Source organism: Pseudoflavonifractor phocaeensis, assembly GCF_016901955.1.
Taxonomy (GTDB): Bacteria; Bacillota; Clostridia; order Oscillospirales; family Oscillospiraceae; genus Flavonifractor; species Flavonifractor phocaeensis_A.
On the sequence record NZ_JACJLC010000049.1, the window covers coordinates 1 to 24,282 of the forward strand.

Annotated in this window: 18 protein-coding genes; 13 read left to right on the plus strand and 5 right to left on the minus strand. The window is 64.1% G+C overall.

Features of this window, described 5'->3' with window-relative positions; all coding sequences use genetic code 11:
- The 4 genes from H6B51_RS11260 to H6B51_RS11275 form a co-directional block, all read right to left on the minus strand.
- Positions 1 to 2,112: CarD family transcriptional regulator (locus tag H6B51_RS11260; RefSeq protein WP_204883783.1), on the minus strand; the 2,112-nt coding region annotated here is incomplete at its 3' end.
- Positions 2,113 to 2,305: 193 nt separating this feature from the next.
- On the minus strand, positions 2,306 to 2,902 hold the full coding sequence (gene pth / locus H6B51_RS11265) for an aminoacyl-tRNA hydrolase (protein WP_204883784.1): 597 nt from the start codon (positions 2,900 to 2,902) through the stop codon (positions 2,306 to 2,308).
- Between the two features lie 68 nt (positions 2,903 to 2,970).
- Complete coding sequence (locus H6B51_RS11270; protein WP_204883785.1) at positions 2,971 to 3,930, minus strand: ribose-phosphate pyrophosphokinase; 960 nt, start codon at positions 3,928 to 3,930, stop codon at positions 2,971 to 2,973.
- Between the two features lie 91 nt (positions 3,931 to 4,021).
- Positions 4,022 to 5,311, minus strand: coding sequence for a DapH/DapD/GlmU-related protein (locus H6B51_RS11275; protein ID WP_204883786.1), 1,290 nt, complete (start codon positions 5,309 to 5,311; stop codon positions 4,022 to 4,024).
- Between the two features lie 475 nt (positions 5,312 to 5,786).
- On the opposite strand from H6B51_RS11275, the gene H6B51_RS11280 reads away from it, so the two are divergent.
- The 10 genes from H6B51_RS11280 (at position 5,787) to H6B51_RS11325 (ending at position 18,975) form a co-directional block, all read left to right on the plus strand.
- Positions 5,787 to 7,046: an acetyl-CoA C-acetyltransferase gene (locus H6B51_RS11280; protein WP_204883787.1), complete on the plus strand. Its 1,260-nt coding sequence runs from the start codon at positions 5,787 to 5,789 to the stop codon at positions 7,044 to 7,046.
- 78 nt (positions 7,047 to 7,124) lie between these two features.
- Entirely contained in the window at positions 7,125 to 7,814 is a 690-nt protein-coding gene (locus H6B51_RS11285) for a CoA transferase subunit A (protein WP_204883788.1), read from the plus strand.
- Positions 7,814 to 8,470, plus strand: coding sequence for a 3-oxoacid CoA-transferase subunit B (locus tag H6B51_RS11290; protein ID WP_204883789.1), 657 nt, complete (start codon positions 7,814 to 7,816; stop codon positions 8,468 to 8,470). The genes H6B51_RS11285 and H6B51_RS11290 overlap by 1 nt, the downstream gene beginning before the upstream one ends.
- 210 nt (positions 8,471 to 8,680) lie before the next feature.
- Entirely contained in the window at positions 8,681 to 9,070 is a 390-nt protein-coding gene (locus tag H6B51_RS11295; RefSeq protein WP_204883790.1) for a GntR family transcriptional regulator, read from the plus strand.
- Entirely contained in the window at positions 9,067 to 9,969 is a 903-nt protein-coding gene (locus H6B51_RS11300; RefSeq protein ID WP_204883791.1) for an ABC transporter ATP-binding protein, read from the plus strand. Before H6B51_RS11295 ends, H6B51_RS11300 begins: the two co-directional genes overlap by 4 nt.
- Entirely contained in the window at positions 9,944 to 11,851 is a 1,908-nt protein-coding gene (locus H6B51_RS11305) for a hypothetical protein (protein ID WP_204883792.1), read from the plus strand. Before H6B51_RS11300 ends, H6B51_RS11305 begins: the two co-directional genes overlap by 26 nt.
- A gap of 143 nt (positions 11,852 to 11,994) precedes the next feature.
- Positions 11,995 to 12,891: a GDSL-type esterase/lipase family protein gene (locus H6B51_RS11310; RefSeq protein ID WP_204883793.1), complete on the plus strand. Its 897-nt coding sequence runs from the start codon at positions 11,995 to 11,997 to the stop codon at positions 12,889 to 12,891.
- Positions 12,892 to 13,299: 408 nt separating this feature from the next.
- Positions 13,300 to 15,933 (plus strand): cation-translocating P-type ATPase, encoded by a 2,634-nt coding sequence (locus H6B51_RS11315; protein WP_204883794.1) that lies wholly within the window; start codon positions 13,300 to 13,302, stop codon positions 15,931 to 15,933.
- Positions 15,934 to 16,419: 486 nt separating this feature from the next.
- A complete protein-coding gene (locus H6B51_RS11320; RefSeq protein ID WP_204883795.1) occupies positions 16,420 to 17,805 on the plus strand; it encodes a TrpB-like pyridoxal phosphate-dependent enzyme in 1,386 nt (461 codons plus the stop codon).
- Positions 17,806 to 18,042: 237 nt separating this feature from the next.
- Positions 18,043 to 18,975, plus strand: a complete 933-nt coding sequence (locus H6B51_RS11325) for a phosphate acyltransferase (protein WP_204883796.1) — start codon at positions 18,043 to 18,045, stop codon at positions 18,973 to 18,975.
- An 81-nt stretch (positions 18,976 to 19,056) separates the two neighbouring features.
- On the opposite strand, the gene H6B51_RS11330 is transcribed toward H6B51_RS11325, so the two are convergent.
- On the minus strand, positions 19,057 to 20,187 hold the full coding sequence (locus H6B51_RS11330) for a GGDEF domain-containing protein (protein ID WP_204883797.1): 1,131 nt from the start codon (positions 20,185 to 20,187) through the stop codon (positions 19,057 to 19,059).
- A gap of 228 nt (positions 20,188 to 20,415) precedes the next feature.
- Between H6B51_RS11330 and H6B51_RS11335 the strand changes: the two genes are divergently transcribed.
- The 3 genes from H6B51_RS11335 (at position 20,416) to H6B51_RS11345 (ending at position 24,153) form a co-directional block, all read left to right on the plus strand.
- Entirely contained in the window at positions 20,416 to 21,927 is a 1,512-nt protein-coding gene (locus H6B51_RS11335; RefSeq protein WP_204883798.1) for a spore germination protein, read from the plus strand.
- On the plus strand, positions 21,924 to 22,994 hold the full coding sequence (locus tag H6B51_RS11340; protein ID WP_335342148.1) for a Ger(x)C family spore germination protein: 1,071 nt from the start codon (positions 21,924 to 21,926) through the stop codon (positions 22,992 to 22,994). The genes H6B51_RS11335 and H6B51_RS11340 overlap by 4 nt, the downstream gene beginning before the upstream one ends.
- 79 nt (positions 22,995 to 23,073) lie before the next feature.
- Entirely contained in the window at positions 23,074 to 24,153 is a 1,080-nt protein-coding gene (locus H6B51_RS11345) for a GerAB/ArcD/ProY family transporter (RefSeq protein WP_204883799.1), read from the plus strand.
- The last annotated feature ends 129 nt before the right edge of the window (positions 24,154 to 24,282 follow it).

Consider the following 24,282-nt stretch of genomic DNA (forward strand, 5'->3'; position numbering starts at 1 on the left):
GTCGATCTCCACCGGATATTTGGCGAACCGCTGCTTGGCAGAGAGGAAATGCTGCCGGGCCAGCACGGTGGTGGGCACCAGGATGGCGGCCTGCTTGCCGTCCAGCACGCACTTCATGATGGCCCGGAAGGCCACCTCGGTCTTGCCGTAGCCCACGTCGCCGCACAGCAGCCGGTCCATGGGCCGGGGCTGCTCCATGTCCCGCTTGATCTCAGCGATGCACCGCAACTGGTCGTCGGTCTCGGCGTACTCGAACTGCTCCTCAAATTCGTGCATCCACTCGGAATCGGGAGAAAAGGCGTAGCTCGGCTGCCGCTGCCGCTGGGCGTAGAGCTGGATGAGCCCTTTGGCCAGGTCCTTCACCGCCTTTTTTGCCCTGGACTTGGCCCGCTCCCAGTCGGCGCCCCCCAGCTTGTTCAGCTTGCGGGTTTCGTTGCCGTCCTCCCCGGAGCCGATGTACTTGCTCACCAGGTCCAGGGAGGTGGCAGGGACGTAGAGGATGTCGGTGCCGGCGTAGGCGATCTTGATATAGTCCTTTTCCACCCCGTCCACCACTTTTTTGGTCATCTCCACAAAGCGGCCCACTCCGTGGTGCTCGTGGACCACCAGGTCTCCGGGGGACAGGTCGGCGTAGGAGCCCAGCTTCTGCCGGTTGGTCACCGGCTTGCTCTTGCGGCGCTTGCCCAGGGCGGACTGGCCCTCGGTGAGGACAGCCAGCCGCCCCACCGGGTACTCCATGCCGGCGGTGACCCCGCCCACGGCGATGACCGCCTTGCCGTAGTCCGGCAGGGCGTGGAGGTCGAAGTCCACGGCGGTGGTCATCTTCTGCTCCCGCAGCAGGGCCTGGAGGTTGAGGGCCCGCTGCTGGCTGCTCACCAGCACCACGGTGCGGAACCCCTCGGACACGTAGTGGGCCAGGTCGGACACGGCGGTCTCCAGGCTGGCCCCGTAGGAGGGCAGCTGCTTGGCCAGCAGGTTGAGCAGGGTCCGGGGCCGCCGGGGGTAAGAGGAGGCGGCGAAGGCGTCCAGATAGCACACCGGCCAGCCCTCCAGCACCTCCCACAGCTCCTCGGGGGTGCGGGCGAACCGGGCCAGCTCTCCGGCCAGCTCCCCCCGCTCCAGCAGGGCCTTGGCGTCCTCCCCCAGCTGCCACAGGTAGTTCTTGCCCCGCTCAGCCACCCGGCCGCTGTCGCTGAGCACCACCACCGCCTCCTCCGGCAGGTAGTCCGCCGCCGTAGCCATGGTGGGGTAGATGAGGGCCAGATACCGGTCCAGGGCGGGGAAGGAGGTGCCGGCGGCCAGCCGCTCCTTGTCCTCCTCCAGGGTTTGGACCAGGGCCTGGCCCCCCTTCCGGCGCTTTGCCCGGGAAATAAGCCCGTCCAGGGCGTCCAGCAGGCCGGGCCAGCCCCCGGGGGCGAACTGAGGCAGCACCTCGGCGGCGGGCAGGATCTCTGCCTGGCTGATATTTTCAATGCGCCGCTGGGTGTCCGGGTCGAAGTAGCCCATGGCGTCGATCTCATCCCCGAAGAACTCCACCCGCACCGGCTTGGGGTGGGCGGGGGAGAAGAAGTCCAGGATGCCCCCCCGAAGGGCGAACTGACCTACCCCCTCCACCTGCTCACACCGGGCATACCCGGCAGCGGCCAGGGTATCCGTCAACCCGTTCAGGTCGTGGGCCTCCCCCATGCGGAGCACCTGGGCGGCCTGGGTCAGCAGGGTCTTGGGCATGGTGCGCTGGAGCAGGGCCTCGGCGGTACACACCAGCAGGGGACACTCTCCCGCTGCCAGGGCCCGGAGCGCCGACAGCCGCCGGTGCTCATACTGGCGGGACACCACCGCGGCGTTGTGGAAGGTAAACTCCCGGGCGGACAGGGTGCGCACCAGCTCCCCCGACAGGGCGGCCAGATCCTTCTCCATCCGTTGGGCCTCCCCCTCGTCGGCGCACACCACCACCACCGGCCGCCCCAGCTCCCGGTGGAGCCCGGCGGCAAAGTGGGCCCGGTGGACCGCCGACAGGCCGGAAAAGGCCGCCGGACAGGCTCCGTTGTCCACGGCGGCCAGAAGAGAGCGGTATTCAGGAATGTCGCCCAGGGCGGAGAGCAGCTGTTTCATGGTTCACCTCAGTTTAGAAAAATATGGAAGTTACAGGGGCGGCTTTTCCCGGGAAATCCGCCATCGCCGCATTGGTTGCCCGTAGGGGCGGGGCTCTGTCCCCGCCCGCCGTCTAACGCAGGCCCCCTCATCCGGCCCTGCGGGCCACCTTCCCCCCTGTGGTGGGAAGGCTTTTTTCCTGCCCGCCGTCCACTCACCCGTTGAACTTGTTCATGGCCTTGTCCGGCCCTTCCTGGATGACGCAGGCCACCGCCTTGGCGGCCCGCTCCACAGCGGCGGTGATGGTTTTCAGGTCCTCTCCGGCGAACCGGCTCAGCACCCAGTCGGCCATGTCGTAATCCGGGTGGGGCTTTTCCCCCACGCCGATCTTCACCCGGGGGAACTGGTCGGTGCCCAGGTGCTGAATGATGTTTTTCAGGCCGTTGTGGCCCCCGGCGGAGCCCCCCTTGCGAATGCGCAGCTTGCCCAGAGGGAGGGAGACGTCATCTGAAATGACCAGCACGTGGTCGGGGGGGATTTTGTAAAACCGGGCGGCTTCTCCCACCGCCTCGCCGGACAGGTTCATATAGGTGACCGGCTTCATCAGCAGGGCTTTGGCGCCCCCCAGCTCCACCGTGTTGGTGAGGGCCCGGTACTTGAGCCGCTGGACGGGGATCTTTTTTTCCTCTGCGATTTGGTCTATGGTGAGAAAGCCCACATTATGCCGGGTATTTTCATATTTCTCTCCGGGATTGCCCAGGCCCACCACCAGCCACTCTACCCCGGAGGATCGGTTCTTGTCAAAAAACATAGTTGCTCCTTGGACAGACAACGGCGGGGGCAAGCCCCCGCCGAGTCCGGTCGGTATCATAAATGGTGTTACACGAACAGCTTGGAGACGGACACTTCCTCGTAAATGCGGCTGATGGCCTCGGCAAACATGTGGGCCACCGACAGATACTTGATCTTGTCGCAGGAGATGCCCTGCTTGGGCTGGATGGTGTCCAGGAAGTAGAGCTCCTTGATGACGCTCTTCTCGATGCGCTCCACGGCGGGACCGGAGAGCACACCATGGCTGGCGCAGGCAATCACGTCCACCGCGCCGCCCAGCTCCACCAGGGCCTGGGCCGCGCCGCACAGGGAGCCGGCGGTGTCCACCATGTCGTCAAAGAGGAGGACCTTCTTGCCCCGCACGTCGCCGATGATGTTCATGACCTCAGAGGAGTTGGCCTTCTGGCGGCGCTTGTCCACGATGGCCAGACCCATGCCCAGCTTCTGGGCGAAAGCCCGGGCCCGGGCCACAGAGCCCACGTCGGGGGAGACCACGATCATCTCGTCCTCCTTGCCGGCAAACCGGTCGTGGAGGTAGTTGGTGAAGATGGGGTTGCCCAGCAGGTTGTCCACGGGGATGTCGAAGAAGCCCTGGATCTGGTTGGCGTGGAGGTCCATGGTCAGCAGGCGGTCGGCGCCGGCCCGGGTGATGAGGTTGGCCACCAGCTTGGCGGAGATGGGATCCCGGGGCTTGGTCTTGCGGTCCTGACGGGCATAGCCGAAGTAGGGCATCACAGCGGTGATCCGGCCGGCGGAGGCCCGCTTCAGGGCGTCGATCATGATGAGCAGCTCCATCAGGTTGTCGTTGACGGGATAGCTGGTGGGCTGTACCACGAACACGTCGGAGCCGCGGACGGTCTCATAGATGGAGACATAGTTTTCGCCGTCGGAGAAGGCGCCTACCTCGGCGTTGCCCAGCTCCATGCCCAGCTCCTTGCAGATGGCCTCGGCCAGAGGCCGGTTGGCGGTACCGGAAAAGATCTTGATGTCCTTACCGTGTGCGATCATCGTTTCAAACATCCTCTCAAGTATTTTTGGTGGATCATGTGTCAGTATTCAGATCTCTCTATATAAAAAGTCCCCGCTTCCGGCAAAGGACTTATCTTCGTTTGGCCCGGCGGGCGGTCCACTGCTTCTTCACCACCTGCCGGGGCCGGGCGATGGCCAGGGACTCAGCGGGCACGTCGTCGGTGATGGTGGAGCCGGCGGCGGTATAGGCCCCGTCCCCCACCCGCACCGGGGCCACCAGGTTGGTGTTGCAGCCGATGAAGGCGTGGTCCCCGATGGAGGTACGGTATTTGCCCGCCCCGTCGTAGTTGACGGTGACAGCCCCGCAGCCCACGTCCACCTGGCTGCCCACGTCGGCGTCCCCCACATAGGCCAGGTGGGAGATGCGGGTCTCCGCTCCGATGGTGGCGTTTTTCAGCTCCACAAAGTCCCCTACCTTCACCCCGGCGCCCACATGGCAGTTGGGCCGGACATAGGCGTAGGGGCCGATGACCGCCCCGGCGTCCACAGTGCTCTCCATAAGCTGGGAGGCGATCACCGCCACGTCATGGGCCAGGGTGCAGTCCTGAAGGAAGGCGCCGGGCCCCAGACGGCAGCCGTCGCCCACGGCGCTGCCCGCCAGCTGGGAGGAATTTGCCGCCACCCCGCCGGCCAGAGTGCAGTCCTGGATAAGGGTGTTGGGACCCAGCTGGCAGCCCGGTCCCACGGTGGTGTCCCCCCGGAGAATGGTATTGGGGAAAATGACGGTCCCAGCCCCCACCTGGACCCTGGGCCCGGTGTAGCAGGTATTGGGATCGATCACCCGGGCTCCCTGCTCCAGCAGGCGGTAGGCGCCGTAGTTGCGGGCGGTGAGCTCTCCCTCCACCCGGCCCTCGGGGCCGGGGCGGAGGACGCAGGCGCTTTGATACCAGATGCTCCTGCCGCCCAGCTTGTCGGCGTGCTCCTTCAGGGCCTCATCCAGCCCCGCTCCGTCGGCCAGGGCCTGGGCCAGCAGGGAGGCGTCCACCCGGCACACCCCCGTGTCCCTGTTGTCCAGAGGACCGGTGCCGTTTTCGTCGACCAGCTGCCGGGCGCTCTGCCAGGACAGAAGCACCGGACGGGTGATGACCACCGCCTTGCCCTCCAGCCCGGCCAGGAAGGCCATCAGCTGGTCCAGGGCGTCCCCGGTGCTGCCGGTGACGAATTCGGTACCCACGGGGAAGCAGACCTCCGCCTTGGCCCTGTCGTCGCTGTGGCACACCACGAAAAACCGCTTCACGCCGGCGGCGGAAAGGGCCTCCGACAGCCAGCGGGCCGCCGGGTCAAACAGCAGCTCCTCCAGCATCCGGCACACGCCGCCCCCCTCCCGGGGAAGGAACACGACCGCTCCAGTGGTGCTCATAATAGGATCACCTCATACCCTTCAGATTGGCCCGGGTCCCCGGGCAAACCGGCGTAACGCCAATAACACCGGAAAACAGGCCCTCCCGGCCTTCCGCCGGGCGGCCCTGCCGCCGGTGATACATCCGTCATTTCTCTTGTCTCGAGGTTATTATATCAAAGGGCGGTGGAAAATGCATCGACATTTTAAAAAAACCCCTTGAAATTTTTATTCTTCTCTGGCTTGCACAATTCCCACCGGATTTTTGCGGCGGTTTGACCGCTTCCTGACCAATGGGGGCCGTTTCCGCCCGGTAACCGGGCAAAGTGGAGGAAACGGGCCGCTCTGGCCCGCTGCCGTGGTAAAGAATTGCACAAATATGGAAGCTGCCGTTTAATTCCTCCAGGTTGCTGGTTGATTTTTAAAAAACAGGGAGGTATAATGGATCGAAGGGTTTTATTAGGGGAAAAGAAACTTTATTTTGGAGGTCAAGTACATGAAAGAGGTCTACGTAGTCAACTGCTGCCGCACCGCCGTCGGCTCCTTCGGGGGCAGCCTGAAGGACACCCCCGCCGCCGATCTGGGCGCCGTGGTGGTGAAGGAAGTGCTCAACCGCGCCGGCGTGAAGGCCGACCAGGTGGACGAGGTCATGTTCGGCTGCATCCTCACCGCCGCCCAGGGCCAGAACGTGGCCCGCCAGGTGGCCGTGAAGGCCGGCGTGCCCTACTCCGTCCCCGCCTACACCGTGGGCATGGTGTGCGGCTCCGGCATGAAGTCCGTTATCGAGGGCGCCCGGGCCATCCTGGCCGGCGACGCCGACGTGATCGTGGCCGGCGGCACCGAGAATATGTCCGCCGCTCCCTACGCCCTCCCCGCCGAGCGCTGGGGCGCCCGCATGGGCGACAAGAAGGTGGTGGACACCATGATCAAGGACGGCCTGTGGGAGGCCTACAACAACTACCACATGGGCACCACCGCCGAGAACATCGCCGACGTGTGGGGCATCACCCGTGAGGAGATGGACGCCTTTGCCGTGTCCTCCCAGAACAAGACCGAGGCCGCCCAGGCCGCCGGCAGGTTCGAGGCCGAGATCGTCCCCGTGATGATCAAGAAGAAGAAGGAAATGGTGGAGTTCAAGGTGGACGAGTTCCCCAAGGCCGGCGTGACCATGGAGTCCGTGGCCAAGCTGCGGGGCGCCTTCCCCGTGGGCCCCGAGGGGGTGGAGGACGAGATCGTCCACACCTTTGACGTGACCCAGGTCCACGCCGACGACGCCAAGAAGCATGTCCAGCGGGTCACCGCCGCCAACGCCTCCGGCATCAACGACGGCGCCGCCGCCATCCTGCTGGCCTCCGGCGAGGCGGTGGAGAAGTACGGCCTGAAGCCCATGGCCAAGCTCATCGGCTGGGGCCAGGGCGGCGTGGATCCCAAGATCATGGGCGTGGGCCCCGTGCCCGCCTCCCGCAACGCCATGGCCAAGGCCGGCGTGACCATCGACGACATCGACCTGGTGGAGGCCAACGAGGCCTTTGCCGCCCAGTCCATCGCCGTGGCCCGCGAGCTGGGCTTTGACATGGACAAGGTGAACGTCAACGGCGGCGCCATCTCCATCGGCCACCCCGTGGGCGCTTCCGGCGCCCGCATCATCGTCACCCTGCTCCACGAGATGCAGAAGCGGGACGACGCCAAGAAGGGCCTGGCCACCCTGTGCATCGGCGGCGGCATGGGCGTCGCCACCGTGTTCGAGAAGTGCTGATCTGACCCAGCTTCAGTCCGGGGCCCGGTCTGACCGGGCCCCAGGTTGAAAAAATGTATTTGTAAGGAGGACACTCCAATGGCCAAGTTTGTCACCGTGGAAGAGGCCGTGGCCCTCATCCCTGACGGCGCCACCATTATGTGCGGCGGCTTCATGGGCTGCGGCAACGCCCACAAGATCATCGATGCCCTGTCCAAGTCCGGCAAGGGCAACTTTACCCTCATTTCCAACGACGGCTCCATGCCCGGCGGTCCTCTGGGCGAGGACTACTACGGCGTCGCCAAGCTCATCCATAACCACCAGGTCAAGCACCTGATCGCCACCCACGTGGGTCTGAATCCCGAGGTGGCCCAGCAGATGAACGAGGGCTCCATGAAGGTGGACCTGATCCCCCAGGGCTCCCTGGCCGAAATGATCCGCGCCAACGGCGCCGGCCTGGGCGGCGTGCTCACCCCCACCGGCGTGGGCACCATCGTGGAGGACAACAAGGACTTCTGCCTGGGCAAGCAGACCATCGAGGGCCGTGACTACCTGCTGATGAAGACCGTCCATGCCGACGTGGCCATCATCTGCGGCAACAAGATCGACAAGGCCGGCAACGTGTGGTACAAGGGCACCACCCGCAACTTCAACCTGCCCATGGCCACCGCCGCCGACCTGGTCATCGCCGAGGCCGACAATGTGGTGGAGATCGGTGAGATCGAGCCCGAGAACGTGCACACCTACGGTGTGTTCGTGGACTACGTTGTGGATGGAGGTAAGGCATAATGGAAAAGTCTCAGATCAAGGGCTTTATCGCCAAGCGCGTGGCCGCCGAGCTGAAGGACGGCGACGTGGTCAACCTGGGCATCGGTCTGCCCACCCTGGTCCCCAACTACCTGCCTGAGGGCGTGAAGGTCACCCTGCAGTCCGAGAACGGCATCGTGGGTACCGGCACCCTCACTGAGGACAACAAGGACCCCCTGTACGTCACCGACGCCGGCGGCTCTCCCGCCGCCGTGGCTCCCGGCGGCGCCTTCATCGACTCCTGCTCCTCCTTCGGCCTGATCCGGGGCGGCCATGTGGACGCCACCATCCTGGGCGGCCTGGAGGTGGACGAGGAGGGCTCCCTGTCCAACTGGATCATCCCCGGCAAGAAGGTGCCCGGCATGGGCGGCGCCATGGACCTGCTGGTGGGCGCCAAGAACGTCATCGTTGCCATGGAGCACACCGCCAAGGGCAATCCCAAGATCCTGAAGAAGTGCCGTCTGCCCTATACCGCCGTCAAGTGTATCACTAAGATCATTACCGAGATGGGCGTGATCAACGTCACTGACAAGGGCCTGGAGCTGGTGGAGTACAACCCCGAGTTCACCGTGGAGCAGATCCAGGCGGCCACCGAGGCTACCCTGATCGTCTCCCCCGACCTGAAGCCCATGTGCTGATCCGGCGTTTGCCGTAAAAAAACCTCCCCGCCTGGCGGGGAGGTTTTTTGCGTCTCAATTCGCCTGTTTTCTCGTAGGGGGGCGGACAATATCCGGGATTCTACAGGCCGCGGACCTAAAAACGTCATACTTTCTTAAAGACTTCCCCCCGTTGCTTGTGTATACTGGCTGTACTAATGCAAGTGGTACACTCCGTGGAAGGAGGAAGCTATGATCCAGTTAAATTACCGGGACGCCCGGCCCATTTACCAGCAGGTAAAGGACGGGCTGCGGCACCTGGTGGTGACGGGGGCGCTGCAGGCGGGAGACAAGCTGCCGTCGGTGCGGGCGCTGGCCACCTCCCTGGCCATCAACCCCAACACCATCCAGAGGGCCTATGAGGCCCTGGAACAAGAGGGATATCTGTACACGGTATCGGGGAAGGGCTCCTTTGCCTCCCCTCAGGCCGACGTGAACGCTGCCCGGCGGGAGCGGCTGCTGCGGGACTTTGACTCCTCGGCCACAGAGCTGCTCTTCCTGGGCATGACCGCCGGGGAGCTGGCCCGCCGCCTGGAGGAGGCGGCCCTCCGCCAGGCTGGGAGAGAGGAGGAGACGCCATGATCGAAGCCAAGAACGTGGTCAAGACCTTTGACGGGTTCCGGGCCCTGGACGGGCTGACCATGACGGTGCCCAAGGGCTCCATTTACGGCCTGGTGGGGCCCAACGGGGCGGGCAAGTCCACCCTCCTCCGCCACGTTACCGGAGTGTACCGGCAGGACTCCGGCTCGGTGCTGCTGGAGGGCAACCCCATCTATGAAAATCCGGAGGCCAAGGCCCGCATCGCCCACATCCCCGACGAGCTGTACTACTTTCTGTCGGCCTCCACCCGGGACATGATGCGCTTTTACAGGGGCTTCTACCCCCGGTTCGACCAGAACCGGTACCAGACCCTGAAGGAGGTCTTTTCCAACGTGGACGAAAAGCAGCCCATCCGCCGGCTGTCCAAGGGGATGCAGAAGCAGTCCGCCTTCTGGCTGGCCCTGTGCTGCCGGCCGGAGGTGCTGGTGCTGGACGAGCCGGTGGACGGCCTGGACCCGGTGATGCGGCGGCAGGTGTGGTCCCTGCTGATGGGGGACGTGGCCGAGTGGGGCACCACGGTGCTGGTGTCCTCCCACAACCTGCGGGAGCTGGAGGACGTGTGCGACCACGTGGGCATCCTGTCCCATGGCAAGGTGCTGCTGGAGCGGTCCCTGTCCGATCTGCAGGAAAACGTGGTAAAGATGCAGATCGTGTTCCAGGAGCGGGAGCTGCCCCCCCTGCCGGAGGACCTGCCCCTGCTCCATGTGTCCCAGGTGGGTCGGATCCACACCCTTATCGTCCGGGGCAACGCCACCGAGGTCACCAACCGGCTGGCGGCCTACGCCCCCATCCTGATGGAGGCCCTGCCCCTGACCCTGGAGGAGATCTTTATTTATGAGCTGGGAGGTGAGGACTATGCGGTCCGGGACATCGTACTTTAATTTCACCCTGCTCCGCAAGAACGCCGCCCGGTTCTGGCCCATCTGGGGGCTGTACGCCCTGGCCTGGATCCTGCTGCTGCCGGTGGCCATCCTGGCCCGGCGGGAGAGCTGGACCGCCGCCCTGGCCCGGGAGTACCCCCTGAGCCTGCTGACCAACGCCTCTTCCATCATCCTGGTCTTTCTGTGGGCCATCCTGTGCGCCATGGCGGTGTTCTCCTACCTGTATTCCAGCCGCTCGGCGGGGGTGTTCCACGCCCTGCCCATCCGTCGGGAGGGTCTGTTCCTCACCAACTACCTGTCGGGGCTGGCCTTCCTGGTGATCCCCCAGGTGCTGGCCTTCCTTCTGGGCCTGCTGGCCGCCGGTCTCAACGGCAGGGTGGTGTTCAGCAGCCTGTTTACCTGGCTGGTGTCGGTCACCCTCATGAGCCTGTTCTTTTACTCCTTCGCCGTGCTGTGCGCCATGTTTACCGGTCACCTGCTGGCCCTGCCCGCCCTGTACTTGATCCTCTCCCTGCTGCCCTATCTGGCGGCCCTGCTGCTGGAGTACCTGGCTCAGGAGATCCTCTTCGGCTTTTCCAGCGCCCTCTGGCTGGAGGAGGCGGCCATCTGGCTCTCCCCCCTGCTCCATATCATGCGCTCCACCGGCCTCTCCTACTCGGAGGACGGCGCGGCCCGCTACTACGGCCTGGGTCTGGTGGCCCTGTACGCCCTGGTGGGGCTGGTGCTGGCCGGGCTGGCCCTGACCCTCTACCGCCGCCGCCGGCTGGAGACCGCCGGGGACGTGATCAGCGTGGGCTGGATGCGCCCCCTGTTCCAGTGGGGGGTGGCGGCCTGCTCCGCCCTGGCCACCGGCCTGTTCTTCTACTCCATCTTCTATACTCTGCTGCCTCAGGGCACCTGGACCATCCTGGGCTGGATGCTACTGTGGGGGGCGGTGGGCTGGTTTGTGGCCGCCATGCTCCTCCAGAAAAAGTTCTGGGTGTTCAAGGGGAGCTGGAAGGGCTGCGTGGTCCTGCTGGCCTGTCTGACCGCCCTGGTGTGTGCCGTGGAGCTGGACCTGCCCGGCTACCAGCGGGCGGTGCCCGGCGAGAAGCAGGTGGTCAAGGTGTCCATGGGGAGCATCAACACCTATCCCTATGACTCGGCCTCCTCCTTTGCCTGGAATTCCTCCGATCCCCAGATCATCCGTCAGGCCCTGGCCCTCCACCAGGCGGTGGTGGACCGGCGGGAGGAGCTCCAGGCCTGGGCCCACGACGATTCCTACCTGGGCCAGCGGTGGTCTATGACCGAGGGCGGATACGAGGTGGAGACTTTTACCACCGTCACCCTGCGGCTGAGCTACACCCTGGCCGACGGCACCGTAATGAAGCGGCAGTACCGCCTGCCCATCCGGCAGGAGGATCTGGACACCGCGGGCACCCCTGCAAACCTGCTCCAGACCCTGCTCAATCAGCCCGCCCTGCTGGAACAGGCCTACTTCGAGGAGGAGGACCGGCTGGTGGACGCCTGTCTGGTGAATCTGTACGACGAGGAGCAGGAGGAGTATGTGTATCAGCCCCTGCCCGCCGACCTGCTGGAGCCTCTGATGGAGGCCGTCCTGGCAGACATCAAGGACGGGAACCTGGGCCGGCGGTATCTGCTGGAGAACCAGGAGCGGATGGACAACTGCTGCTACACCGATCTGGAGCTCACCTTCCGGGACACCTCCGGCCTGCCGGGCGCCACCCCTGTGCCCACCAACAATACCCTGTCCACAGACGACACCACCTATACCGTTACCATTACCCTGCAAAAGAGCGCCAGCCGGGTCATGGAGGTGCTGAAGGACTACCCCAACGCCTTCCTGTCCCAAGCTCAGGTACTCTACCAGTCCCAAGGCTGAAATTGTCCCTATTTTGTCACCAGATTTTTCTTGACTGCCTCTCTCCCGGGGAGTAGGATGTTGATACCGGCCCGGACCCGGGCCGGTATCATATTTTCTCATGAAAGTAACCACAGGCGGGGCTTCCGCCGAAAGGAGTTTCTATGAAAAAAGCTGTTCACACCGCCGCTCTTACTGCCCTGACCCTGGCCCTGCTGCTGTCCGCCGCCGGCTGCGGCGGCGGCGGGGGAACCACCGCCAGCCCCTCTCCCGTGGCCTCCGCCACCCCCAGCGCCCTGCCTGGGGCCAGTTCCTCTCCCGCCGTGGAGCCCTCCGCCACCCCTGCCCCGGTGGAGACTCCGGTGGACACCCAGCCCGCCACCAGCGAGCCCACCGCCTCCGCCCAGCCCGCCAGCGGGAGCGTCACCCCGGTGGCCTGGAGCTGGTTTGACGACGCGGTGTTCGTGGGGGACTCCATTTCCCTCAAGCTCACCGGCTATGTGAGCAAAATGCGCCAGAGCGATCCCTCCTTCCTGGGCAAGGCCCAGTTCCTCACCGCCGGCAGCCTGGGCAGCGGCAACGCCCTGTGGGACGTGAGCAGCGAGTCGGTCCACCCCCTGTACCAGGGCACCAAAATGCGGCTGGAGGATTCCATCGCCGCCTGCGGGGCCAAAAAGCTGTATATCCTGCTGGGCATGAACGACGTGGGTATGTACGGCATCGACGGCTCGGTGGCCAATATGGAGACCCTGCTCAAGCTGATCCTGGAAAAAACCCCCGACTTGCAGATCTTCGTCCAGTCCGCCACCCCCATCCACAAGGGCAACGAGCTGAAGGTCCTCAACAACGCCAATCTGGTGATTTATAACCAGGGCCTCCAGGAGATGTGCCAGCGCAACGGCTGGCACTATGTGGACGTGGCTTCGGTGCTCCGTGACGCCGACGGCTACCTGCCCGACGCCTACTGCTCCGACGCCTCCGGTATGGGGATGCACTTTACCGACCAGGCCTGCCAGGTGTGGATCGATTACCTCCGCCAGGACGCTGGCGCCTATGCCTAAGAGTACAAATTGATAGTACGGGAAACGGCTGCCTGCGGGCAGCCGTTTCAGTCTATCGAAAAACCTCCCTCAGTGGGAAGCCTCGCAGAGTTCCGCCGCCGGCAGGCGACGGAATAAAATTAAAATCTGTCATTTCCGGGGACATGTGCCTCGAAAATGACACTTCTCATGACGGATGGTGCGACTATTTCGCAAGAAATCGAGCTCTATCCGTCATGCAACCTCTTGTCGAAAAAGGCGCATGTGCCTTTTTCGACAGTTGCAAACGGCTGCCTGCGGGCAGCCGTTTTTTTGGAACCACCAGGCTCCGACCGGGTTTTTCTGCCGCCGGTGCCACCATTCCCGCCGTTTCGGGGGTGGAGGCTGGTATACTGTTTCCAAAATCTGGACTTCCAAGGAGCGAGGACGATGGAACAGTGGCACGCCAAAACCGCCAAGGACACGCTGGAGCAGCTACGGACAAGCCAGGAGGGACTCACCGGAGCGGAGGCCGCCAAGCGGCTCGTCCAGCACGGCCCCAACCGGCTGGCCCGAAAAAAGGACAAGAGCTTTGCCGCCCGCCTGCTGGGCCAGCTAAAGGACCCCATGATCCTGGTGCTGCTGGGGGCGGCGGCCCTCTCCCTATGGGTAGGGGGCGGGGAGGACTGGCTGGACGCCGCCATCATTTTGGTCATTGTGGCGGTGAACGCCGCCATTTCCCTGTCCCAGGAGGACAGCGCCCGGAAGGCTCTGGAGGCCCTGGAGGGGCTGGCCGCCCCGGTGGCCCATGCCCTGCGGGACGGCAGGCTCACCCCGGTGCCCGCCGAGCAGCTGGTGCCCGGTGACGTGCTCCGGCTGGAGGCCGGAGACCTGGTGCCCGCCGACTGCCGCATTTTGGAGGGGGCGGGGCTCCAGGCCGACGAGTCCGCCATGACCGGGGAGTCCGCCCCGGTAAACAAGGGAGCTCTGGGGCCCCTGCCTGCCGATACCCCCCTGGCCGAGCGGAAAAATATGCTCCTCTCTGCCACGGTCATTACCAAGGGACGGGGGCTGTGCGTGGTGGCCGCCACCGGCATGGATACCCAGGTGGGTCAGATCGCCGGGATGCTGATGGAAAAGGGAGAAAGTCAGACTCCTTTACAGAAGAAGATGGGGGAGATCTCCGCCACCCTGTCCTTCCTCTGCCTGTGCGTGTGTGGGGTGATGTTCGGAGTGGGGCTGCTCCAGGGCCGGGACATGCTGGAGATGTTCATGACCGCTGTGTCCCTGGCGGTGGCAGCGATCCCCGAGGGCCTGCCTGCCATTATCTCCATTGTGCTGGCCCTGGGGGTGAGCCGCATGGCCAAGCGGCGGGCCATCGTGAAAAAGCTGCCGGCGGTGGAGACCCTGGGGTGCGCCGGGGTGATATGCTCGGACAAGACGGGCACCCTGACCCAAAACAAAATGACGGTGGTGGACATCTGGACCGCCCGCCAGGGAGAGCGGGATCTGGCCCTTACCATTGGCGCTCTGTGCGGAGACAGCGCCCTGACCTGGCGGGGCAAGACCCCCATCTGCACCGGCGACCCCACGGAAAATGCCCTGACGGAGGCTGCTGCCCGGGCGGGGCTGGACAAAAACCAGCTGGAACAGCAATGGCCCCGGGTGGGGGAGCTGCCCTTTGACTCGGAGCGCAAGCTGATGACCACGGTACATAAGCGCCCGGGAGGCGGCTACCGCATTCTGGTAAAAGGGGCCCCAGATGTGCTGGCCCGGCGGTGCAGAATGGAGCATACCGCCTTTGGCCGGGCCATGGCCCGGAACGAGGCCATGGCGGGAAAAGCTCTGCGGGTACTGGGAGTGGCCTGGCGGGATGTGGAGATTTTGCCCAAGCCCCTGGACAGCGCCACGGTGGAAAAGGAACTCACCTTTGTGGGGCTGCTGGGCATGATGGACCCGCCCAGGCCGGAGGTCAAACGGGCGGTGGAGCAGTGCTACGCCGCCGGGGTGCGGCCGGTGATGATCACCGGGGACCACAAGCTCACCGCCGTGGCGGTGGCCAAGGAGCTGGGGATCTGCCGCCCCGGGGACCGGGCGCTCACCGGGGAGGATCTGAATTTCCTGCCCCAGCCCGCCCTGGAGGAGGAGGTAGACAAGTTTGCCGTGTATGCCCGGGTGTCCCCGGAGCACAAGCTGCGCATCGTCCAGGCCTGGCAGGCCAGGGGGAAGGTGGTGGCCATGACGGGGGACGGCACCAACGACGCCCCTGCCCTCAAGGCCGCCGACATCGGCTGCGCCATGGGCAAAAGCGGCACCGATGTGGCCCGGGGAGCCGCTGACATGATCCTCACCGACGACAACTTCGCCACCATCGTCTCGGCGGTGGAGGAGGGGCGGGGGATCTACGCCAACATCAAAAAGGCCATCCACTATCTGCTCTCCTGCAACATCGGGGAGATCTTGACCATCGCCCTGGCCACCCTGTTCCGGTTCCCCCAGATGCCCCTGGCCCCGGTGCAGCTGCTGTGGCTCAACCTGGTCACCGACTCCCTGCCCGCCCTGGCTCTGGGGGTGGAGCCGGTGGAGAAGGGAGTCATGGACCAGCCCCCCAGGAAAGCGGGGGAGTCTCTGTTTGCCCACGGGTTTGCCTTCCGGCTGGTATGGCAGGGGGTCCTGGTGGGGCTGCTCACCCTGACGGCCTATCTGCTGGGAACCCTGGTGCTCCCCGACGGCGGCCTGGCGGTGGGGAACACCATGGCCTTCGCAACCCTTACACTCTGCCAGCTCTTCCACGCCTTTGACGCCCGCAGCGAGCGCAAGTCTATCTTTGAGATCGGCCTGACCTCCAACCCCGCCATGAACAAGGCCTTCCTCATTGGAATGGCCATGCAGCTGGCGGTGCTGCTGGCGCCTCCCCTCCAGGTGGTCTTTTCCACCGTGCCCCTGCCCCCACGGGCCTGGGGAGCGGTGCTTGTGCTGGCCCTTACCCCCGTGGCGGTGTGCGAGGTGGTCAAGGCCGTGGCCCAGAGCAGGGGAGCGGGCAGGCGAATGACAGAGGGGAAGCGGAGCTTGCAGCGGAAATAAGGGCGGGTCTGGGACCCGCCCCTACGGAACGGGAACAAAACGTCTGAACGCCTGTAGGGGCGGGGCTCTGTCCCCGCCCGATGGCGGCGGCGCGGGGGACGTGGCGGGAAAATGGGAAAAACCCCTTGACAAATAGCAAACGTGGGAGTATACTATGCCAAACTAAATCGTAAAACCGATGAGAAAGAGAAGTAATCCGGAAGGATGACCTTTCAGCGAGTCCCGGGCGGTGGGAGCGGGGCAGGGCACGCCGGATGAATGGGCTTTTGAGGGCAGGGCGAACGGTACGCCAAGTAGCCAGACGGGGACTCCACCCGTTATCAGGGGAGCGCGGGCTGACTGTCCCGCGGAAGTGAGCGGGCGTTATACAACGTCAATCCGGGTGGCACCGCAGAGGTTTTAGCCTTTGTCCCAGAGAAGCATTGGGACAGGGGCTTTTTTCATGCCCTTATCCCCAGCCTAACACTGAATAAAGGAGTGTACGATATGAAAAAGACCCCCCATAAGGTGATTCTGACCGAAGACCAGATGCCCCGTCAGTGGTTCAATATGCGCTCCGCCATGAAGGAGCAGCCCGATCCCATGCTCCGGCCCGACACCCTTCAGCCGGTGACCGAGGCTGACCTGGCCCCCATTTTCTGTGAGGAGCTGGCCCGGCAGGAGCTGGACGCTACCCAGGCGTATACTGATATTCCCGAGCCGGTGCTGGACATCTACAAGATGTACCGGCCCTCCCCCCTGATCCGGGCCTACGACCTGGAGAAGGCCCTGGGCACCCCTGCCCGGATCTATTTCAAGTACGAGGGCAACAACACCTCCGGCTCCCATAAGCTCAACTCCGCCGTCCCCCAGGCCTATTACGCCAAGCAGCAGGGCCTCTCCGGCGTCACCACCGAGACCGGAGCCGGCCAGTGGGGCACCGCCCTCAGCGTGGCCTGCGCCTACTTCGACCTGTCCTGCGATGTGTACATGGTAAAGTGCTCCTATGAGCAGAAGCCCTTCCGCCGGGCCATGATGAACGTGTTTGGCGCCGACGTGACCCCCTCCCCCTCCATGACCACCGAGGCCGGACGGAAGATCCTGGCCGAAAACCCCGGCACCAGCGGCTCCCTGGGCTGCGCCATCTCCGAGGCGGTGGAGAGCGCGGTGGGCAGCGCCGGCGGCAAGCGGTATGTGCTGGGCAGCGTGCTCAACCAGGTGATGCTCCACCAGTCTATCATCGGTCTGGAGTCCAAGCTGGCCATGGAGCAGCTGGGCGAGTACCCCGACGTGGTGGTGGGCTGCGCCGGCGGTGGCTCCAACCTGGGCGGCCTCATTGCCCCCTTTATGGCCGACAAGCTCCAGGGCAAGAAGAACCCCCGCATCGTGGCCGTGGAGCCCGCCTCCTGCCCCTCCCTCACCCGGGGCAAGTACGCCTACGACTTCTGCGACACCGGCAAGGTCACCCCCCTGGCCCGGATGTACACCCTGGGCAGCGGCTTCATCCCCGCCCCCAACCACGCCGGCGGCCTGCGCTACCACGGCATGAGTCCCATCCTCTCCAAGCTGTACCACGACGGGTACATGGAGGCGGTGAGCTACCAGCAGACCCAGGTGTTCGAGGCCGCTGTGTTCTTCGCCAAGCATGAGACCATCCTCCCCGCCCCCGAGTCCTCCCACGCCATCAAGGGCGCCATCGACGAGGCCCTGAAGTGCAAGGAGACCGGTGAGGAAAAGACCATCCTCTTCGGCCTCACCGGCACCGGCTTCTTCGATATGACCGCCTATGAGAACTATCTCAGCGGCAAGATGACCGACTACATCCCCACCGACGAGGATCTGCAGAAGGGCTTTGACTCCCTGCCCAAGATCCCCCAGAACGAGAATATCTGACCCGCGTCACCGGGGCCGCCGCAAACCTGCGGCGGCCCCCATTTTTATTGCCCTCCAACGGCGGAAAGACCTTGTAATTTTTCAAACTATACAGTATAATTAGTGGTGTCCCCCGGGTTTGGGGTATGCCCGGGCCGAAAGACCGGCGCCCAGGGGCTTGCGGCTTTGTCCGGCAGCCATTATAATGGGAAGGCTCAGACCTGCCACAGAATCAATGGAAAAGTGAGGGATCATCCCATGGAGTTAAAAAATTTTGACGAGATCATCAGCCGCGTCCCCAAACTGAACAATCCCCTCCGGGTGGTGCTGGCAGGCGCCGACGGGGAGAACATGCTCAAGGGGCTGTTTCAGGCCCAGAAGGAGGGCTTCGTACAGCCCGTGCTGGTAGGTGACCGGGCCCGCATCATGGTGCAGCTGGAGAAGCTGGGCCTGGAGCGGGAGCCCTATACCATGGCGGATACCGCCCCCGGCCATAACGTGACCCAGGCTGCCATTGATGTGATCCGGGGCGGGGATGGGGACATCCTTATGCGGGGCAATCTGCCCACCCGGGACTTCCTCATGCCGGTGCTGGACATGAAGAACGGCCTGCGCACCGAGCGGGTGGTGAGCCATGTGTCGCTGGCCTCCATTCCCGAGTACCCCAAGCTGCTGGCCCTGTCTGACATGACGGTTATCGTCAATCCAAATCCCACCCAGAAGATGGCCATCATCAAAAATACCGCCGACGCCCTGAAGGCCTTCGGCTATGAAAACCCCAAGCTGGCCCTGATGGCCCTGGTGGAGAACGTGAACTTCCATATGCCCGACACCATCGAGGCCCAGCGCCTGGTGTCCGAGCAGAAGCGCCACCCCTTCGCCGACTGCGAGCTGTGGGGGCCCATCTCCTACGATCTGATCATCTCCAAGGAGGCCTGCCGGCTGAAGAACTACGACTGTCCCTGGGCGGGCGGCGGCTTTGACGGCATCATCGCTCAGGACCTGATCGCGGCCAATACCCTGGTGAAGAGCTGGCTCATCCATGCCCATGCCCTCACCTGCGGCGCGGTGGTGGGCGCCCGGGTGCCCATCGCGCTTACCTCCCGTTCCGCCAAGGCGGAGGAGAGCTACCTGTCCCTGGTGTTCTGCGCCATCCTCAACGAGTGGCGCAAGACCCAGAAGGAAGGGTAAAACAGTACATGATGATAAAAACACCCAATTCCCTAGGGAATTGGGTGTTTTTTTATGGTTTATAAAAAGCGACGGCGGGGCTCAACCCGCCGGACGGCACAGCTCCCCGATAAAGCAGCGGCCCTTGCCTGCCGCCTTGGCCTGGTAGAGTACCTGATCGGCCTGGCGGTAGAGCTCCTCATAGGTGAGAGCCCCTGCACCCTGGCACACACCCAGAGTGCAGCAGACGTTTACCGGCTGATTCTGCCAGCGGATCAGGGAAAGCCGGGCCAGCAGCTGGCCGGCCTGCCGGTTGAGCGCCTCCCGGGAGGTCTGAGCCAGCACCACCGCGAATTCATCTCCCCCGATGCGGCCGATGCCCCGGGCGTGGGAATAGACGGACTGGAGGGACAGAGCCACCTGCCGCAGCACAAAATCCCCGCAGGGATGGCCAAACTTGTCGTTGATCCCCTTGAAATCATCCATGTCCACAATGATCAGGGTGATGGGCTCCCGGGCGGCCAGCAGGCCCTCGGCGCACCTCTGGAGGGCGGAGGTGTTCAGCAGGCCGGTGAGAGGTTCCCGCTCCAGCATGGACTGGAGCCGCTGGTTGACCTGATTGATCTGGTGCTGCTGGTCCAGATACACCACGGTATTGTGGTGCACCGTCAGGGAGACCGCCAGGGCCACCACCACCGTGATGGTCAGATTGACCCGGTCTCCCGCTGTGAGAGAGGGGCCGGACAGAGGAAAAAACAGACCATATGCCAAGCCAAACAGAAGAATACTGTACTGACAGGGCATATGAATAAAGACCGCCAGGGCCAGCACCGCTGTCATGAAAACGCTGGTCTCCCCATTGGGGGTGCGGTAGAGGTCATACAGGTTGAGGCACGCGTGCCACAGCAGCATAGACAGGGTCACGGTGTACTGGAGGGCCCACTGGGCCCGGTGGGAGGCGTGGCGCAGCAGCCGGTCCATCACCAGGTATAGGATGGCTATGCCCAGCAGGATACAATATAGGGAAAAGTAGATCCGGTTGTTCAAGGTTGTCAGACCGGAGCGAGAGAGCAGCAGCACCCGGGCAAGGTTGTACAGCTCAAAAACAATGACCAGGATGGAGATTACCAGCAGGGAGCGCCGGTTCCTTGCCAGCGTATCTTTCCAATAGTCCTGTCGGATTCTTGCCGAAATATGAAAAAACAAGCCCAAATAAGCCAATGGTTTGCCCATAACAAAAGACCTCCTGTCCCGGTTTTAGACACGGTATGGTCATATTAGTCTTATGCCATATTATAGCATGGACATATGCCGATTTTTGTATATGGGAAAAAACGGCGGACAAATGTGTATAATCGGCCTGCCCCAGATTTGGCCTGGACATTGCCGCGGCGATGGCCCGCGCATAAGAACCGCCGGGCTGGGTATGCTAGTTCCAGCCAACAGCAGGGAGGGACGGCTATGGCAAAGGATCCGGCAAGAGATATCCCCCCCCATCCCAGGCGGGAGCCCAGATATCCCGGTCCCATTACGGCGGAGCGGCTGGAGGAGATCTTCCGGGATTGTGTGGATTACACAGTCCGCCCCGTGGTTTTGGGGGGCGGAACGGGGCGGGGACTCACCCTGTGCTACCTGGGGGGAATGGTGCGGATGGAGCGGGTGAGCGACTACCTGCTCAAACCTCTGGCCCGTGATGGGAGTTTGGCGGGCTGCACGCCCGCCCAGCAGATGACCCGGATGGAGCAGGGGGCCCTGTACAACCTGGGAGTGGCCCGGCGGCACAGCCTGGATCAAGTGGTATCCGACCTGGTGGCCGGTTGGTGCGTGCTGCTGTTTCCCGGGGAATCCGCCGTACTGTCCTGCTTTGTGGGCACAGAGGAAAAGCGGTCGGTGTCCGCTCCTGACAACGAGACGGTGCTCAAAGGGGCAAGGGACGGCTTTGTGGAAAGTGTGCGTACCAACACCAGCATCGTCCGCCGCCATCTGAAAACCGCCGAGCTGCGTATACAGGAACAAGTGGTAGGCCGGCAGTCTCAGACGCTGGTGGATCTACTATATATTGAAGGACTCACCAATCCACATCTGGTGGAGCAGCTGGCCGCCCGGCTGAAGGAGATTGACATCGACGGAGTGTTTTCCACCGGGGCCATTGAGGAATATATTGTTCCCGCCGCCCATACCCCCTTTCCCCTGGTGCAGTATACCCAGCGATCCGATAAGTTCTGCGCCGGGCTGGCGCAGGGACGGGTGGGGCTGTTTATTGACGGCATCCCCCTGGGCTATCTGGCCCCGGCGGTGCTGGGAAACTTCCTTCAGGCCCCTCAGGACAAGTCCTCCAGCTGGATGCTGGCCACCGTCCTGACGGTGCTGCGCTACTTCTGCATGCTCACCACCCTGATCCTGCCCGCCCTCTATGTGGCCATGGTCACCTTTCACCAGGAGATGATCCCCACCCGGTTGGCCCTGTCCATCATCGCGGCCAAGGAAAACGTGCCCTTCCGCTCCGGCTTTGAGGTGATTGTACTGCTCTTGGCCTTTGAGATCCTCCAGGAGGCGGGGCTGCGGCTGCCCCAATCCATCGGACAGACCGTGTCCATCATCGGCGGCCTGGTGGTGGGTTCCGCCGCCGTGGAGGCCAAGATCGTCTCCCCGGCGGTGCTCATCGTGGTGGCTATCGCCGGCATCGCCGGGTATACCATGCCCTCCCAGGAGCTGGGAGGCGCCCTGCGCATCTGGCGGTTCGTGTTGGTGCTGCTGTCCATTTGGGCCGGACTCTTTGGAGTCATCCTGGGAGCGGCCGCCCTCATCATCCATCTGGCAGGCCTGGAGAGCTTTGGGGTGCCCTACCTTACCCCCTTTGCCGTAGGCACCGGGCTCCACGCCCGGGAGCACGTGTTTCTCCGCCGGCCCATGCCGGAGATCAAGCTCCGTCCGTCTGCCTTGAAACCCAGAAACCGGAGGAAGCAGCGGTGAAAAAATATTTGTTTTGTCTGCCGCTGGCCCTATGTTTCCTTCTGACGGGGTGCGGCCGGTATGCCGGGGCCCTGCCCTATGGCCGGGAGATCGAGGATATGGAGCTCATCCGTACCCTGGGGGTGGACGTGGCTCCTGCGGGGGTGAAGATCACTGCCTCCGGGGGGGACCAGGAGGAGACCCGGGTGGTGACGGGAGAGGCGGACACCATCAGCGCCGCTGTGCTGGCCCTCCAGGGGGGCGGGGACTCCTACCTTTACTTTGGCCATGTGACCCAGCTTCTGGTGGGGGAGGCGCTGGCGGGGGAAGGATTGTCGCCGGCGCTGGACTATACCCTCCGGGATGTGGAGATGCGGCTGGAGACCGCTCTCTATTTGGTACAGGGGGACGCGGAGAATGCCATCCGGGAAGCGGCGGAGGAGGGCTCTGCTACCGAGCGGCTGGAGGCCCTGGCCGCTGACGCGGGGCTCACCGCCGCCTCCATGCCCCGCACAGTGAAGGATGTGCTGGCCGATCTGGACCGGCAGGGGGCCTCCTTTGTGCCCGCCGTGACCGGGGACGGGGAACTGTCCGCCGCTGGATACGGCATTTTAAAGGGAGATGCCCTGGCGGGGTGGGCCCAGGGGGAGGCCGCCCTGGGAGTTAACCTGATTTTTAGTAAGGTAGATGCGGACGTGGTCACCGTGACCGCCGGGGAGACCACCGCCGCCCTTCGGGTGGTAGGGGCGGAAACCGGTGTGCGTCCCCTGTGGGATGGGGAGTCGTTGACCGGCCTGGCGGTGACCTGCCGGGTGGAGGCCAACCTGGCCGAGGGAGCCCCCATGCCCGACGAGGAGACCCTGGCGGCGCTGGCTGCCGCCTTGGAAGAGGTGGAGGAGAGCCGGATGGAGCGTGCCCTGGCGCTGGCCGCCAGCCTGGACGCCGACTACCTGGGCCTGCGGCCCGCCGCCGCCCTGGCCGTTCCCTGGCGCAAGTCTGCTTTGCTGGAAGAGAAGGGGATGGCCGGCCTGGAGCTGACGGCCAGAGCGGAGGCCACCATCCAGCGGAGCTATCACGCCGACGGCTAGCAGAAGGTGGCCTCCGAACGCCCCGCCGCCCTATGCCCCGGACCAATTTGACATTCCATTGTTCCAGGAGGTGACCCCTATGACAGAGGACCATATTTCCCTGCGGCAGCTACTGGCCCTTACCTTTACGGCCCTGCTCTCTCCGGCTATCCGGATGCTGCCCGGTCAGACTGCCCAGGTGGCGGGAGCAGGGGGATGGCTTTCCGCCCTGGCGGCCTTGCCGGTGGTCCTGCTGCTTTGCCTGGGGTTGTGGTACCTGTGCCGCCAGGGGGGGCTGGACCAGGCGTTCCTCTCCCTGCTGGGCGGGCCGGTGGGGAAGGGGATCTGTCTCATCTACTGCCTGTGGGGGATCTTCCTTCTGGCCGCCAATGCCCGCCAGTGTGCCCTCCGGTTTCTCACCATCAGCTACCGCAACGGCCCCATGCGCCTCTATCTGCTGGTGCTGCTGGGGACGGCGGCCTGGCTGGCCGCCAAGCCGGTGCGGGCCCTGGCCCGGGCGGGGGAGGTCTTTTTTCTGACTCTTGCCATTGGACTGGGGGTCTCCCTGGTGCTGGGAGCCTTCCAAATGGAGGCCGTCAACCTGCTTCCGGTTTGGGTAGAAGATCTGCCCGCCATTGGCGGGGCCGCCCTGCCGGTGCTGGGGCTGGCGGGCTATCTGCCCTTTGCCGCCGTGCTGGGCGGACGGGTCACTCTGGAGGAGAGGAGCCGCCGTCGGGTGCTGACCTGGGGGGTGGGGCTGTGTCTGACGCTCACCGCCCTCCAGGCGGTATGTCTGGGCAACTTTGGCCCCGGACTCACTTCCCGGCTGGATACACCCTTCTTTATGATGGTAAAAGGGATCGGGTTCGAGGGAACCTTCCAGCGGGTAGAGTCGGTGGTTATCGCTCTGTGGGTGCTGGCCGACCTGGCCTTGCTGGGGCTGATGGTCTGCGCCTGCTCGGTGCTGGCGCATACCGCCCTGCCCGCCCTCTCCCGGAAAGCCGCCCTGTGGACGGCGGCGGCACTGGCCGCGCTGGGGGGAATCTGGCTGTTTCCCGACGCCTTTGCCCTGGACGCTCTGATGGAAGGCCCCGCCCTTACCCTCAGCCTGATTCTGGGGGTGGGAGCCCCGTTGTTCCTGGCCTTTTTGGGGTGGGCAAAAAAACTTCGAAAAACTTGAAAAAAGGTGTTGACAAAGTGGGGGTGGAGTGGTATTCTATCTGAGCGCCTTACGGAAGGCACTGAAAACGGAACCAAAACTGGAAGAGACCGGGGGGAACCTGGACGGCCTTCCGGAAGAACTTCTGAA